The sequence below is a fragment of the Staphylococcus sp. FSL W8-0304 genome, assembly GCF_038006565.1.
In the GTDB taxonomy this organism is placed as follows: Bacteria; Bacillota; Bacilli; order Staphylococcales; family Staphylococcaceae; genus Staphylococcus; species Staphylococcus epidermidis.
Genome location: NZ_JBBOVL010000001.1, coordinates 2,177,431 through 2,193,588 on the forward strand (window position 1 = coordinate 2,177,431; position 16,158 = coordinate 2,193,588).

At 31.4% G+C, this 16,158-nt stretch carries 13 protein-coding genes; 1 reads left to right on the forward strand and 12 read right to left on the reverse strand.

Annotated features, from left to right (window positions below):
- Window positions 1-18: 18 nt before the first annotated feature.
- The gene (gene graX, locus NST35_RS10360; protein ID WP_001832033.1) at window positions 19-942 is read right to left on the reverse strand and encodes an auxiliary protein GraX/ApsX; all 924 of its coding nucleotides are present in this window, start codon (window positions 940-942) and stop codon (window positions 19-21) included.
- A gap of 108 nt (window positions 943-1,050) precedes the next feature.
- On the opposite strand from graX, the gene NST35_RS10365 reads away from it, so the two are divergent.
- The gene (locus NST35_RS10365; RefSeq protein WP_001832115.1) at window positions 1,051-1,557 is read left to right on the forward strand and encodes a GNAT family N-acetyltransferase; all 507 of its coding nucleotides are present in this window, start codon (window positions 1,051-1,053) and stop codon (window positions 1,555-1,557) included.
- A 560-nt stretch (window positions 1,558-2,117) separates the two neighbouring features.
- On the opposite strand, the gene NST35_RS10370 is transcribed toward NST35_RS10365, so the two are convergent.
- The 11 genes from NST35_RS10370 to NST35_RS10420 form a co-directional block, all read right to left on the reverse strand.
- The gene (locus tag NST35_RS10370) at window positions 2,118-3,167 is read right to left on the reverse strand and encodes an alpha/beta hydrolase (protein ID WP_002438830.1); all 1,050 of its coding nucleotides are present in this window, start codon (window positions 3,165-3,167) and stop codon (window positions 2,118-2,120) included.
- A 278-nt stretch (window positions 3,168-3,445) separates the two neighbouring features.
- Window positions 3,446-4,513 carry a YkvI family membrane protein gene (locus tag NST35_RS10375; protein WP_001832177.1) on the reverse strand — a complete coding sequence of 356 codons (1,068 nt, stop codon included), beginning with the start codon at window positions 4,511-4,513 and terminating at the stop codon, window positions 3,446-3,448.
- Window positions 4,514-4,737: 224 nt separating this feature from the next.
- On the reverse strand, window positions 4,738-5,238 hold the full coding sequence (locus NST35_RS10380; protein ID WP_001832127.1) for a hypothetical protein: 501 nt from the start codon (window positions 5,236-5,238) through the stop codon (window positions 4,738-4,740).
- A 319-nt stretch (window positions 5,239-5,557) separates the two neighbouring features.
- The gene (locus NST35_RS10385; RefSeq protein ID WP_001832050.1) at window positions 5,558-6,355 is read right to left on the reverse strand and encodes an ABC transporter ATP-binding protein; all 798 of its coding nucleotides are present in this window, start codon (window positions 6,353-6,355) and stop codon (window positions 5,558-5,560) included.
- Window positions 6,356-6,713: 358 nt separating this feature from the next.
- Window positions 6,714-7,547, reverse strand: coding sequence for a YitT family protein (locus NST35_RS10390; RefSeq protein ID WP_001832123.1), 834 nt, complete (start codon window positions 7,545-7,547; stop codon window positions 6,714-6,716).
- Window positions 7,548-8,083: 536 nt separating this feature from the next.
- Window positions 8,084-9,313: a NupC/NupG family nucleoside CNT transporter gene (locus tag NST35_RS10395; RefSeq protein WP_002493541.1), complete on the reverse strand. Its 1,230-nt coding sequence runs from the start codon at window positions 9,311-9,313 to the stop codon at window positions 8,084-8,086.
- A gap of 285 nt (window positions 9,314-9,598) precedes the next feature.
- Complete coding sequence (locus NST35_RS10400) at window positions 9,599-11,326, reverse strand: ABC transporter ATP-binding protein (RefSeq protein WP_001832157.1); 1,728 nt, start codon at window positions 11,324-11,326, stop codon at window positions 9,599-9,601.
- 983 nt (window positions 11,327-12,309) lie between these two features.
- Window positions 12,310-12,708, reverse strand: a complete 399-nt coding sequence (tagD, locus tag NST35_RS10405; RefSeq protein WP_001833002.1) for a glycerol-3-phosphate cytidylyltransferase — start codon at window positions 12,706-12,708, stop codon at window positions 12,310-12,312.
- A gap of 134 nt (window positions 12,709-12,842) precedes the next feature.
- A complete protein-coding gene (locus NST35_RS10410; protein ID WP_002438818.1) occupies window positions 12,843-13,907 on the reverse strand; it encodes a glycosyltransferase family 2 protein in 1,065 nt (354 codons plus the stop codon).
- Window positions 13,907-14,998: a teichoic acid glycerol-phosphate primase TarB gene (tarB, locus tag NST35_RS10415; protein WP_002438817.1), complete on the reverse strand. Its 1,092-nt coding sequence runs from the start codon at window positions 14,996-14,998 to the stop codon at window positions 13,907-13,909. Before tarB ends, NST35_RS10410 begins: the two co-directional genes overlap by 1 nt.
- A gap of 322 nt (window positions 14,999-15,320) precedes the next feature.
- Window positions 15,321-16,133 carry an ABC transporter permease gene (locus NST35_RS10420; protein ID WP_001832041.1) on the reverse strand — a complete coding sequence of 271 codons (813 nt, stop codon included), beginning with the start codon at window positions 16,131-16,133 and terminating at the stop codon, window positions 15,321-15,323.
- Window positions 16,134-16,158: the final 25 nt, after the last annotated feature.

Below are 16,158 nucleotides of genomic sequence, written 5' to 3' on the forward strand. Positions count from 1 at the left end.
AACGAATCACCTAATATATTATTTAGTATATTTAATCTTCTCACCTGATTGAATGCGACCTTGATAATGCTTAATTCTACAATCAATTTCAAAACCTCTCATAAGAAGTCCTTGAATCGGTGCTTGTATGAAATAGTAAATTGGCCAAAATAATCTAGGGATATAATCGTATAAATGAACCATAATTAAACGTGTTCCTTTAAGAAGTCTAAATTCTAATTTTGCTTGCTTCTTTGATTTAGGTTTCATCAATTTACCATCAACAAGATGTAATGTAATTATATCTTCTGTTGTATTAACCATTTTGAAAATAGCTAAAGGTCTTTTAATGTTCCTATTGTAAATGATGTAGTGATGATCTTGTTTTTGAGTATGTACAAAAGTTCCTTTTGTCTCATCTAACCACCTACTAAAATAGTCTACAAGTTGATTGAGCGTCCATTTCTTTGGTAAAATCATCTTCATCGCTGTTCGAACATCATCATATTTAGCTGTTTGTAATTCTACGTTAATATGAGGACGTTTCACTTCAACATCCGTACAATCAACTGGTACGCCATAAGCGCCTAAACGTTCAATAGCTTCATTATCATGACGGCTCCCCGGAATATACACAATCTTTTTCAGCTTATTTATTGATGCAGCTCTACCAAAGTTATCTGCCGCTATAAAGTTTAAATCTCGTGCTGTTGCATGTGTTAATTTAGCAGAATGTTTAGTTGGATCTAAATAATATACCGCAATGTCTATACCTTTCATAGCTTCAACTACATCTTTATGATTATATATATCGCGTTTTAACCATGTGATTTTGTTCGTAGATCCTTTGTCAGGTTTGGGATATTTAGATAAAGCAAATAATTGAGCATCATGTTCAATGACTCGACTTAAATATCTACCAATATAGCCGGTGCCACCTGCTAACAATACTTTAGGCTTCATAAATATCAACTCCTAAACTTTCTTTTAGATAATTTCATATCAAGCGTAATTATGTAAAGTGTACTATAATAAGGAAGACAATTGATTTAACAAAACAGGAGTGTTGATATGACACATCTCATTCGTGAAATTAGTATTAAAGACGTTGAAAACTTTATCAGCCTATTAAGCCAAATATATGATGAATCAGAATTTACATTCTACAATCCAGGTGAATATTCACCAACGATATCTTCCGCAAGTCAACACTTAGAAAAATACATCACCTCACCTACCAAAGCAATATATGTCGCTGAAAGTGATGAGCAACTTGTTGGATACGTATTTGTTAATACTGAAACTTATGAACGTACACAGCACGAAGCTGTGGTGTACCTTGGTGTTAGAGAATATTACCAACATCAAGGTATTGGACAAGCACTTATCAATAGAATTGAAGCATGGGCTTTAAATCATCATATTCGACGTATTGAAGCTACGGTTGTTACTGAAAACATTAACGCAATAGAATTGTTTAAAGGCATGGGCTTTCAAATCGAAGGTGAACTTAAAGATAAGCTTTTTATAAACCAAAAATATTATAACGAATATGTAATGGCTAAAATATTAAATTAACTAAGTATGTCACTATAAATTTTACCACATATTTAAAATATTAAATAATATCATCATACGTCTCTCATATTGAGGCGTATTTAAATTATCTTTACTACTTATAAGTTTAAGATTATTTATTCTTTACTTATTATGAATCTACTGCATCATCACTTCGTATATCTTTGAATTATTCTTAAATTACTTTAATTTTAAAATCAAATTTATACTGTTTAATTATAAAAACGCACCCCAAAAGCTAAAATTTAGTCTAGCTTTTGGGGTGCACAATATTGTCTTGAGCATTTTAATATGCTTTCAGTCGATGACTGGATTAAAAATGTATTTATGTCAAGCTTACTATATCAATAATTCAGAGTAGAATTTCTTACAGAAATTACAAAGATAACTGACTTTGGGATTGTTTGATGCTGATAGTCATTGCACATTGAATTTGAATGAAATCTCTTTAATGTAGTTATGGTATTTAATTATACAATCGTATTCTCAGAACATATACAGTACTCCTCGCAATGACGTACTTCAATGCACGAATCCATTGAAATACATGTTTAATAAACTTAAGAATCAAAAGGGTATAAGGATACTTCATTAGTATTTTGAGTTGGCTGATTTTGTGATGACTCGTTACTCTCCACTCCAGAAGATGATGTGTTTCGACTTAAAAATAGCAGTACTTTTTTGATATTCTCTTTTGATTCCGGTTTATCTAGATGAAATTGATATTGATGATGTAAGTGATGCGAACCATCATAGAATAATGTATCTACTGGAATATTTTCTGTTTTCAAACCTTGCGCAAATTCTTTATTTTGACTATAAAAAGGATCAGCGTCACCAACCGAAAGAAATGTCGGTGGGTATTCGTGAGTCACTTGATTGAGCGTTGACATTTGAGATAAGTTTTTAAAATCTGTTTCCCAATGACTTGTTCCAGTATAACTTTTCATAAATAATTGTATTCTCGGAAACTCAGTTGCTTTAACGGTTTTCATATTATAAAAACCACCAAAAAATACAGCAGCCTTTATTTGTGAAGGCTTGAACTGCTGTTCAAAATGCATTTCATCTCTCAAGTCTTCATTGGTTTGCATAGCTACATATTGACTAGTTAACTGAGCGCCAGCAGAGTCTCCCCCAATAACAACTTGATCAAAATCAATAGGTAACTCATGCTTATTCTCTTTTATAAACTTTACAGCTTGATTGAGTTGTACTAGCGGCGTTGGATATTTATATTGCGGAGCTAACGCATAATTTACATTGACAATGATGTATCCTTGTTCTGCAACTTTTGACAATAATTGATTTTTATATTGTTTGTCTCCAGCGATAAATCCTCCACCATGCATCCAAAAAATTACCGGTAATTTCGTATCATTGCTCATATCAGCTGGGGTAATAATGTCTAATTTGCTGTTGGGTATACCTTTACCATATGAGATATCTCTATATAATTTTACATTTTTGTTATTAATTTGAACATTTGTCTTGCTCTTCTGTTTATCATGAACATGGTTATAATGACTCTTCAAATTAAAAGCCAATATAAGTGAGACAACAAGTATGATTAGTGTTGTTATCCATATCCATTTTAGCTTTTCTTTCATCATGGCTAACCCTTTCAAATAATTACTCTACTTGTCTTGCTATTAATATAATAAAACAAATATCGATATAATTAAACAAAGGGGTAGGACAGAATCCATTTTGATGAATTCGAAGTCCCACCCCTCAAAGCTGACTCAATTTAAAATTATTTAATATAAGCGTGCATCTTTAACTTAGTCAACTCGGATGAACATATATACTTGTTCATGTATTTTTTAACCTTAAACTTCTCACGATTAAAATAAACATTTTTAATCATAAAAGTGTGAAGCAATGATTACGCGATATGCTCTTCATCATCTTTTTTACGTTTATAATATTTAATCAATACTGCTACTACAATAAATAATCCGACAATACCCATAAATTTGTATAAGACATTGATTAAATCAGCGAATCCTACGAAACTTAAAATAAATGCCATCACCATCATGATAATAATGAATATATGGTATTTTTTACTATAAGGTTCTGTGAAACGCGCTGCAAAAGAATAACAAAGACCTAAAATCGTGTTGTACATCACAGCTAACATAATGACTGTGAGTACAAGACCTAACCATGGATGTATACCTTTCGCTAGGTTAAGCGTAGGTATTGCCACATCTTTAATTTTTGAATATTCTGTTTGAAGCGAGAAGTTAATTAACGCAAGTAGGATAGCGTATAGCACACCACCAAACATTGCTCCTGCACCTGAAACTCTTCGCTTAGACGCATCACCGCCGATAGCTACTATCGTACTAAATCCTACAGCAAAGGCTAATCCGCCGTATACTAATCCCCAAAAGATACCTTTCCAAGCACTCGTTTCAGGCATAGCACTGTTTACTTCCCCTAATGAAATACTACCTGTAAATAGGTAAAACACAGCAATAAGAATAACCATTATGATTAAAAATGGTGTAACTAGTCCTAAAGCTCTTACAATTTTATTAAAATCTAATAATAATGTTAAGTAAATCAAAACTGTCATGATTAATGCGCCTAACCAAGTAGGAATTCCAAAACTTTGCTCAAAAGTAGAACCTGATCCGGCTATCATAGTGACAGCTATACCAAATAAGAAAAAGACAAGAATATAATCAAAAACTTTACTAAATTTTTTTCCAAACACATATTGCAATGTGGACTCGTGATTTTTCGCTTCAAATGCAGTACCTATCTTAGCTACTTGTCTTCCTATGAATCCAAGTATAAATCCTGAGATAATCACTCCAATATATGACCATAAACCAAATGGTGTGAAAAATTGCATCACTTCTTGTCCTGTTGAAAATCCTGCGCCGACAACAATGCCGACATAGGCAAAACCAATTTTTATAGCTTCTTTATTCAGCCCCATGTGAATATTTACCTCCTTAGAGTTGCACAGTGAGAATTATAACGTACTGACTTTTTATTGCAACCCTAAAAAAATGTATAAATTTAGCTATTCTGTATTTTTAATCATTTTAGAAAACGATTTTTCAGGAATCAATATAAATAAAAATGTATAATCAAACGTAATCATGTATAAAAAAATAGTCGCAAAAGTTTCAATAAACTTGAGCGACTATAACTCATTTTTTAGCGTGCATCTCTTTGATTGTTCAATTCATTAATGTCTACAACTACATTATCCATACGTTTTGCTGTATCTTTAAGTACATTTCGTGCAACATTATTACTTGGATCGAGTTTTAGAATTCGTTTAGCGACATCAAACGCTTTTTTATCCGAAATAACTGGCTCAGGAATAGCATGAAGCAATAACATTTGTAATAAACTCTTCACTTCATTTCCGTCAGTAAGTTTTATGGAAGAATCTGCATGATAATAAGCTGAATCTAGTGCGCCCTCATATTCACTTAAAGGATAAACAAGTAAAAGGAATGCTAAATCATGTAATTCTGATGATTCTTCTACCTTAATCATATCTAGAATACATGTATAAAACATCATACTCTCTACTTCATGAGCACTAGAGATGTATGCTTCTTCAAATTCCATAAAATCTGTTTCGGACATTAACTGTCTAACTAGTTCAAACTCGCCATTCAATACATGTTTTTTTATAAGATGTTGCATGGCAATGTCCTCCTATTGTCCAGATTTTATATAGCAATTATTATTATAATACCATAATTACCTTTAAATTTCATTTAAAAAATGATACTCAACGTTTTGTATCGTAAAATTACAATATATTTTCAAACATCTTTTCTTTATATGTATACGTCTTATTATAACAATAATAAATGTATAAATGGTGAACTTTAAAAATTATTGTGGTTCACGTGATAAAATTATTCAAACTATGGTTATGATATAAAAAAATGCTCAAAACAATTATCATTTTGAGCATTTTTTATTATCATATCTTATCAATAAGACTGTATTCATTGAATCACGAATACGTCTGACAGAATAAATCGTAAGTAACTAAAATTGGTTTCCCTGTTCTCGGATCTATATCTAAAACACCATCAATATTAAATACCTTTTCTAAAATGTCCTTAGTTAACACTTCATCAGTTTGACCAGTAGCAACAATATCTCCAGCTTTCATCGTAATGAGATGATCTGAGAAGCGAATTGCTTGATTAATGTCATGTAAAACCATCACAATAGTGCAACCTTCTTCTTCGTTGAGCTTTTTGACTAAATTTAATATTTCTAATTGATGACAAATATCTAAATAAGTTGTAGGTTCATCTAAGAAAATAATATCAGTACGTTGGGCTAGTGCCATTGCAATCCACACGCGTTGTCTTTGTCCACCACTTAAATCATTTATAGTACGATGACGAAATTCACTTGTACCTGTAACTGACAATGCCCAATCAATTTCTTTTTTATCTTCTGCAGTTAAACGACCAAATCCTTTTTGATGTGGAAAACGCCCATAAGAAACAAGTTCTCCTACAGTAAGTCCATCTGGGACCTCTGGTGATTGTGGTAAAATTGCTATTTTTTTAGCTATTTCTTTCGTGGATGTGGCATGAATACTCTTACCATCCAAATTAATTTTACCTTCTTTAATCGACAATAGTCTAGATAACGCTTTCAATAAAGTTGATTTCCCACACCCGTTAGGTCCAATAATAGAAGTAACCTTTCCATCAGGAATTGCGACATCCAAATTATTAATAATCGTAGAATCACCGTAGCCAATTTTCACTTGTTCACCACTTAAACGACTCATAATAATTCCCCTACTTTCATTCTCTAAAATCTTGCTTTATATATAGTAAAAACATTGTTATTAATTAAGTTATTCACTCATTATCAGTCACAAACTTGTAATTGATAATCATTATCACAGTTTTTATTATAACATCTCTTCTATATTATGACTAACAATTATTTTCACTAGGTTATATATTATATTCGTAAATGAGTAGTAGTAAATTAAGCGAGTAGTACTGTCCTTAATAAATAAGTAGAGAACAGTATGATAATAAAAAGCCCAAAATGACTTTAACTAAGCAATCATTTTAGACTTCATTTAAAAAAGTGCCTTACATTTTAACAACTTTTTAACTTTATAATATATTGATATTTTACTCATCTAACAAAAAACCATTACCATATACATCACGAACGTCATGAATAACTAAAAAGGCATTTTCGTCAATATTTTTGATGATTCGTTTAGCACGAGATACTTGTGTTTTAGAGATGACTACGTAAAGTACATCTTTTTCTTCTCTAGTGTAATAACCGTGTCCATTTAATATTGTTAATCCTCTTCCAACTTGCTGATCAATAGCTTTTGCTACCTCATTAGGGCGACTAGATATAATAGTCATTGCCTTTTTAGTATTTAATCCTTCTATAACAAATTCCATCACTTTTGTACCTATATATAAAGACATAACTGTAACTAAGCACTTCACTAAAGGAATTTCTGTCAATGAAATAAGCACAACGATAAGGTCAAAGAATAACAAAGCGTAAGGCGTACTAATATCTAAATATTTATTAACAATTCTCGCAAGAATAACCGTTCCAGCGGTTGTTCCCCCTGCTAAAACGATAATACCAATTCCTAAACCAACACAAGTCCCACCGAACACAGCATTAATCACAACATTCCCAGTTTCTACATGCCATGTTTCAGTTAAACCTAGAAAGATTGAAATGAGTACTGTAGCAAAAATTGTTAAATATGTACTACGTTTACTCAAATATTTATAACCCACAATAATTAAAATAGCATTTAAAACGAAATTGGTTATTCCCGGTGAAATATGAAAAGCATAATATAATACGATGGCTATACCAGTGACACCACCCTCACCCAAATTCCCTGAAATAACAAATGCATTGATACCTGCAGAGAAAATAAATGAACCTATCATAACTAAAATGATATCTCTGATAGTTTTATTCACTCAATCACCCCTAAAACTTTGTTTAATTATTAAAATGTTAGCATAAGATAACTACTTACTACAATAAAATTTCAAATAACTATATGATTTAAAAAAACAAATTCACATATCATATATTCGTAATTATAAATATATGTCATCTTAAGCGTACTAAAGTGGGAATTCAATACATCTGATTTTGAATAAATTTAAATATTCTGAATTTTTAATTTACTTATACTCCTAGGTCTGCTATAATAATTTTAACTTCTTGAAAGAGAAGTTATCTCCTTTGTGTTGTTTATAGTAACAAAACAAATTTTGCTCGAAGTACTGTGACAGTACCTAGTCCTTACCGTTACAAGTACATTAATATTCATTTCCCATAAAAGCCAAGTATAAAAAGTGTCTCCTCACTTTTATGCTTGGTTTTTATCATTTTAGAGATTCGCAAATCAATTCGTCAGCTTTCTACAAAATTAAAAAGCACACGACTCATCTAATTACAAAATAGGATGAGTAGCGTGCCTATATTAATTAAAAATCTTAAAAGTAAATTACCAAGCAAATAATCCAACAAATGCAGCAGTAAGTAAGGATACTAAAATTCCTGCTAACAACATCATCGGTACATATTTGGAAACGAAATCCGACGTTTTCTTATCAACAATACCTTTCAATGTACCTATAATCATTCCAATAGTTGAAAAGTTTGCAAAAGAAACTAAAAATGTTGATATAACTGCTCTATGATGAGGCGTCATCGCATTGACTTGATTAGAAATTTCCCCCATCACAACAAATTCGTTTGTTACAATTTTCTTCGCCATTTGTTGTGCTACTTCCCACGCTTCATTAAACGGTAAACCTAATAGTAAAGCAAATGGATACATGAAAACGCCTAAGATTTGATCAAGACCAAAGCTACCTTTGACACCAATACCATTTGCAATAAGATGTGTGATTAAATGAATCAATCTATCAATTAAGTCAGCCAAAGCTACAAAGCTAATGACAAATGCAATGATAATTAATACAAGCTTTCCAGCTGCTAAAACTGAATCTCCAAGAAATGAGAAAAATGGTTGTCTTTCAGTTTGGTGATCTTTAATGCTATACACGACATCTTCTTGTTCTTCAACTGATACAGGATTCAAAATACAAGAAACTATAATTGCGTTAATAATATTAAGTGGAATTGCCGTCAATACAAGTTCTCCAGGTATCATTTGCACATAAGCGCCCACAATTGCTCCTGAAACTGAACTCATAGACATCATCGCAATAGTTAGTACCCGCATTTCATTCATTCGTTTAAGTTGTTCACTAGAAACTGCAAGAGCTTCAGTATTACCTAAGAACATCATTTCAACACCAAAAAATGATTCAAACTTAGGTTGGCGTGTAACTTTAGCAAGTACCCAACCAATACCGCCAATGATTTTTGGAAGTATATTAAAGTACATAAGAATGTCAAATAATGGTACAACTAATAAAATAGGGAAGAGCGCGCTTACCGCCATGTCCATCATTTTATTAGACGTGAAGCTTTTAAATGCAAATCCGGTACCCTCATGTGCGGATTCTATAACCCATGCTATACCGTTAGCTGCTCCTTTAACCCCTGCTCTTCCCCATGGAAAATATATAAAGAACCAAGCTAAAAACAAATTCAAAATAACCAAAATAAAAATAGATTTCCATTGTATATTCTTCCTATTTCTAGAGAAAATAACTCCTATACCTAGGAAAATAAATAATCCAATGATATTAACTAATAAAAACATTTGGCACCTACCTATATGTATTTTTATACTTTCATGCATTGATTATGCAATCCTGTAAGACTATCAATATGTCATTCTATGTATTTTGTTAATGATGAACAATGATGAACAACAAAAAAATGAAAGCGTTTGTTTTACGTACTATATTTCTGTGCAAACCCCAAAAGTTCTTTTAATCTTACAAAAGTTATTATACCACGTGAAAAATAGGGTTAAAATGACATTTTTACAAAACTTATATAAAAAACCACGCCCTTCCACTCATTAATTAGGGCGTGGTTAATATTAATCTGATAATTTTTGAGATGTAACAAAATGTCTGTATTTATCATGACTTGCCATCAATTCATGATGCGTTCCCTTACCGGTAACTTCACCTTTATCAATAAATACAATTTGACCAGCTTTTTTTATAGTTGAAAGTCGATGAGCAATGACTACAGTAGTTCTGCCTTCCATAAGTGTTTCAAGTGCTTCTTGAATTTTCAATTCACTTTCGCTATCTAGGTTCGCTGTCGCCTCGTCTAATAACAAAATATCAGGATTTTTAACAAAACTTCTAGCGATATCTATCCTTTGTCGTTGACCACCTGATAATTTGAGTCCACGCTCACCAACCATCGTGTCGTAACCTTCGTCAAACTGCATAATAAAATCATGACAATTAGCTAGTTTAGCATACTCTATTAACTCTTCATCATCAACTTTTCTATTAATACCATATAAAATATTATCTCTTATCGTTCCACTCATCATCGAATTAGATTGCATAACATAACCAATTTTTGTGCGCCACTTTGAAAGTGGAATATCAAAAATACTTTGATTACCGTATTTAATATCTCCACGTTCAATATCATACATGCGCTCAATTAAATTAAAAATCGTACTTTTACCTGAACCAGAAGGTCCTACAAACGCGCTCACTTCACCTTGTGGAATACTAAATGACACATCTTCCAAAATCTTTTTAACGTCATATTTAAAATCCACGTGCTCAAATACTAATTCGCCGTCGATGATCGTAACGTCTTTAGATTCTGATAAAGCTTCAGTAGGTTCAATAGGCTCTTGCATAATTTCATATATACGACTGCTCGCACCCACAGCTTTTTTATAATCCGTAACTAGTGTCGATAAGTTAATCAGTGGCATAGATAACTGGATTACATAAAATATCATAGCTATAAGTGTTCCAGGAGTAATTGCTCCAGTACCTATTTCTAATGCACCAAAACCTAAAATAATCGCAATAGTTAATAGCATAACAACACCAGAAATGGGCTGTACGACTGCTGATATTTTAGCCTGTTTTAATCCTAATCTATATATTTTTTTAAGATTTGTATGCGCATTATCTAACTCTAAACGCTCAGTATTAGATACTTTAACTAAACGCATTTCGGTAAGCACTCTACCTAATAATCCACTGAAGTTCGCAATTTCAGATTGCGTATTGGTAGATATTTTTTGCATCACACGTCCCAAAGGAACGATGATTAAAATAAATACAGGAATAGTAATAAATGTTAATAAAGTTAATTTCCAATCCATGATAAATAGCATGACTAATGAACCTATTAAAGTTAAAACAGAAGGCAATAAATTAGGTAGCTTTTGTGAAATAAATTCATTAATCACTTTTGTATCATCTGTTAGACGACTCATTAATTGGCCACTTTCATTTTTATCAAAGAACGGCATTTTTAATTGAATAATATGTTCCCACAATAATGAACGAATCGCATAAATAATCTTTTCACCAATTTTACTTAACAAATATAGGCCTATACCGCTAAGCAATGCATTAACTAAGAAAATCGAGCCAAATATAGCTATCATTCCCCAATTAATACTACTGACGGAAAATTTATCAACTAAACGCCCGGTGAATAATGGTACTAATAAACCACTTAAACTTCCCAACGAAGTAATGATAACCGCTGCAATGATTAACCCATATGGCCATGAGAGTCTTTTAAATAAGAAAAACAAAGGGTTTTGTTCTTTCATAGTTATACCTCGTCTTTATATTCATATTTGATCTTGCTTAATCTTGTAAAAGTTCATTTCATCCCAAATCACAAGATATATAATGATTGCTTATTTATCAGTCTTTTAAGCAAATTTATATGACACCCAAAATGTTGCAAACTATGTAATTTTAACATTCAACTTCTCATGTACGTAACTATGTTCTTCGTAGTTGATATTATAACATTTTTTATCAGAACACACGCAAAAGATTATTTATTAGTACAAAAAATTGCACGTCATCTATTTTTATTTTCTGTCACCTTTCTGTGTTAAAAAAACACTAACGAAATATTTACTATGATACAACATTTCTACGAATAATCGATTTTATCCGAATCAGCTGCACACAAAATCTAAAAATATTAAAATGTATGTGATGAAATTTAACAATATTTAAAAATGATAATACGTGACATCAATATGGTGATTCAATTTATCAAACTCACTATCATGTAAATGTTTTATGACTTTATTGATACAAAATAAACTGTCGATTGATGTATTCTAAAAGAATTTCTATTCGTAATATAATAGCTGTCAAACCACACCTTAAAACATAATCTTTGCCATAAAACTTTTGAATAGTAGCATCCACCAAATACAATGCATTTACATCCACACATTCGTGAAAGACGAGGTTAATAAATTATCAAAATAGAAAAAAGCAGCAAGATATTTTCTCATTAAATAATATCTTACTGCTGTTCTTATAGATTTATGTCTTCACCTTTATTAAATAATATATAGGCATCTCGAATTACAGAATGTTTGATTTTAAATATAAAACCTGAGACATCTACCATTATCTCAGGTTTCATTTACATATTGACAATCGATGACTAGATAAAAATAAGTTTATATCAACCTTTTCCAACTCTAGTCACATTGATTTAAAGAACAATTCTTTCTTATCTCTATTTTCAAGATTAAATGTTCAATAGTGTCATAAATACTCTTAGTTATTTTGTATCTTTTCCGTATAATTCTTGCTTGATTTTGGTAGTTGAGATACCTTCTGTGCGGTTAAGATAAATGACTTCACACTTATCTTTAAGGAAGTCAAACTCCCCTTCCCAATCATGACCCATCACAAATACATCAACATCAAAACGATCAACATCTTTTTCTTTCTGTCCCCATCCTTCTTCAGGGATAACTAAGTCTACGTATCTAATAGACTCTAACATCATCTTACGTTGTTCATAATCATAATATGATTTTTTGTTTTTGATTTGGTTGAATTCATCAGTAGAAAGCGCAACGATAAGATAATCCCCCATCTCACGAGCTCTTCTAAGTAATTCAATATGACCATAATGAAGCAAGTCATATGTACCATAAGTAATGACTCTTTTCATGATACGAAATTCTCCTTAACTAAAAATTTAATAAAAATTTATAATCTTAATGTATCATAAATATTTTGACCATGCCATTAATACTATATTAGATACTAAACATAAATAAATTTAAAACTTACTTCAAAGAAAAGTTATTTTTTAAAAATTCTTTTTAGTGATTCTTTACCAGAAAAGGATATCTTTTTAGGTATAACTTGAAGTTTAAAACGAATTAATCCTGGTCTGCCAATTCCAACCTCACTAAGTGCCTTTTTCCATTGTAAGTATAAAGGCTTTGTCCAATGTGTTGCACTCTGTTCAACAGCTCTAACAATTCGAAACATAGCCTCTCCCGAGTAATGTGTATGCTGCATAGCTTTCATATACGCTATAACACTTTCAAGCAAAGATTGCGTTATTTTGTTATTTTTCTTTAAATGTGCCTGTATTAAGTAACTTACTATGAGGTTATCCATTCGATAACTATAGTAGATTTTTTCGTCTAATAATAATAGTAATTCCATCACGCGTTGACGAACTTTTAACGCATCACTCATATAAGGTAAGAATGTATCAGCACGTTGCGCTGTTACTGATCCTTCTCTCTCATTATAGCCATATACAATGTTAGGTATAAGTTGAATATCTCGCGCTTTAGAGAACGCTTTGACAATAAAGGTATGCTCTTCACAGAAAACGACATCTTCATCAAAACGTAATCCAGCATACTTCGAGCTAAATAATTTTGCTCCAGGTCCTATCGATTGTAAAATATCCGGTTTACGATCAAGTGTGACAATCGCATCTTTTACCATAGATTGATGGGTCGAAATGACTTGCCATTCGCCGTTAACATCTCTTGCCATTTGACCGATAACAACATCGGTTTCTTTGTTTTTATTAAAAGCATTCACCATTAAATCAATCCTACTAGGTAAAAACTCATCATCTGCGTCTAAAAATAAAAATGCATCAACATCTTCAGACATAGCTTCTAAGCCAACATTTCTACTTCGAGCTGCTCCTTGATTACTCTGATGAATGACTTTAATGTGTGGATGTTTTTGTTGTAATTCTGTAAGTACATGTTGTGTTTGATCAGTTGAACCATCATTGATACAAATAATCTCATAAGGCACACTAGTATCAACTGAGAGTATAGCACGTTTAATCGTTTCTTCAGCGTTATACACTGGAATAATTATTGCTAATTTCATTATTTCACCAACTTATTAATAAAATGAACTAACTGGTTAAGACTATCTTTTGAGTTATATTGATGCCAATCATTAAATAAAGATTGAAATTGCTCATCGTTATCCTGTATCGCTTGTATAATTGACTCTTCATTACTCATTTTGTATCGTTCTGGAATAGCATAATAAAATTCATTCAATCCTCTTACTTTTTCATATTGCTGTTCATCATAATTATAAATAAGTGTCGGTTTATTAAGTGCGCTTGCTTCAATAGGTAATGAGCTATAATCACTTATAATAATATCCGCCATAATTAACAATGAAGTAACATCGATTGAATGAGAAGTTTGACAATCAACAGTCGAAGGATGCAAATGACTCAATAACGTATAATTCGGCAAGTGCCGTTCAAAGTTTTCTTTATCAATAGTACGTTGTGCTACTTGACCTTCTCTATAAGTCGGAACATATACTGCGAGTTTATTTGTAATATGATATTTCTTTTTTAATCGTTGTTGTTCTAACTTAAGATTGCTTCTAAAGTATTGGGTCAGTCTTGGAAGTCCAAACTTTAACATTTGCGATGGAGATGCATCAAACGATTGTATAAAACATTGAGCCATTTTCTCCCCACCTACCAAATAATAATCGGTAGCATCATAAACTTTTTTGTATTGTCTTACCATAGCCTTATTTTTTAAATCAACTTGATGATCAGTTAAGCCAAAATTTTTAAGCGCACCAGCAGCATGCCATGTTTGAATAACAGTTTGCCCTTTTTTCTTCTGATAGCCACCCATCATTAAATAATACGTATCTAAAATAATAACCTTTGCTTTACTTAATACTTTCATATGTCTCATAATATATTTATTTCCGGCAGGTATAAAATATGCATGATTAATGTTATTAATATCTTTCTGATATATTTTTTTACCTATAACCGTCACATGGTATCCTTCACTACATAAGGCCTCTATAATAGGCAGTATATCTTGCTTAAAGGTCATCATTATCACAATGTGCTTCGAATTTATATTAAACGGTTTAAAAACCATATTTAAAAGCACAATAGCTATGATATAAATCTTTTTAATTATCAATCTCATTTTTTCACCATCTTTAAATTTCCAATCATTATATCAAATTATAAACGATACTTACTTTCAAAGAAAATAAAAGCAAATAATTTTTAATTCACTCAAAAATTCTACTAGGAGTCTCGATATTATAAAAAAAGTAGGACTACGAATTCATCTTGAATCCATTGTCCTACCTCATAACGTCAATATAGCGTATATTAAATTTGAAATATTTCTAACAAACAATTATTATAATTTCTTTTAATAAATAAACTAAATCTTTGATAATAAGTTAAATATTAATTCGTTTTATGGTAAATCGTTAATAGAACCCTCTTGATTGACACTTTTACAAGAAGTCCGCAAAGTGATCTCTATAGCGTCTATGTAAAATAGAACCTACTATAAAGAATAAGAGAATGATAATAACGTTATATAGCATTAACTTCCAATGATCTATGAAATACCATTGATGGAACAATATCGCTGCTCGGTATGATTCTGCGATAAAATATACTGGATTAAATAACATAATTTGATGAATCAAACCACTTACGCCGTGATTTTTTGGCACCCATAAAATTGGAGACATATAAAACAATATTCTCATTAATGCTTGCATAATCATCTGCGTATCTCTAATTAAAATCCCCAAAGTGGATGTTAAAAGTGCCACCGACGATGTTAGCAAATATGCAAAAGGTACATATATAAGTAATTGTACAATGTGAATTGAAGGGATAATTCCATTGAACATACAAGCTATTATAATAATTGCTAATAATCCTAAATGACCATAGAACCTACTTGTTACAATATAAGTAGGAATGATTGAGAGTGGGAAATTCATCTTTGCCACTTGATTGAATTTCTGTGAGATTGATTTAGTTCCTTCTAGGACACCTTGATTAATAAAGAACCACATACTTATACCAACTAACAACCAAAATACAAACGGAATGCCGTGTATAGGTGCATTGCTTCTAATTCCTAAACCAAAAACAAGCCAATACACCATGATTTGTAAAGCAGGATTCAACACTTCCCATGCAATACCTAGATAGTTATTATGATTGGTAATTTTAATTTGGAATTGTGCTAGTCTTTGAATTAAATAGAAGTTTTTAATATGTTCTTTTAAAACCGTTCCAACTGCGAACATTAAACTTAACCACGCTTTCTCCTAT